At 71.2% G+C, this 233-nt stretch carries 1 protein-coding gene; it reads left to right on the forward strand.

Going from position 1 to position 233, the window contains the following annotated elements; all coding sequences use genetic code 11:
- The coding region (locus SB658_RS27790; RefSeq protein WP_410603812.1) for an HD domain-containing protein at positions 1-233 on the forward strand (233 nt) is incomplete at both ends.

Here is a 233-nt window from a genome sequence, read left to right on the forward strand (position 1 = left end):
GAGGGCCCGACGGGACGGCTCGTCGCCGACCTGGGCGGATGCCACCCCGTCGTCGTACAGGCCGCGGCCAGCGCCCACGACATCGGCCACCCGCCGTTCGGCCACCTCGGCGAGAAGGCTCTCGACAGGCTCGCGCGCTCGCGCTTCCGTCTCCACGAGGGCTTCGAAGGTAACGCTCAGACCTACCGCATCATGACGAGACTCGACGAGCACGACCGCCCGGGGGTCGGACT

This window comes from Bacillus sp. SIMBA_008 (assembly GCF_046535495.1).
GTDB classification, from domain to species: domain Bacteria; phylum Bacillota; class Bacilli; order Bacillales; family Bacillaceae; genus Bacillus; species Bacillus subtilis.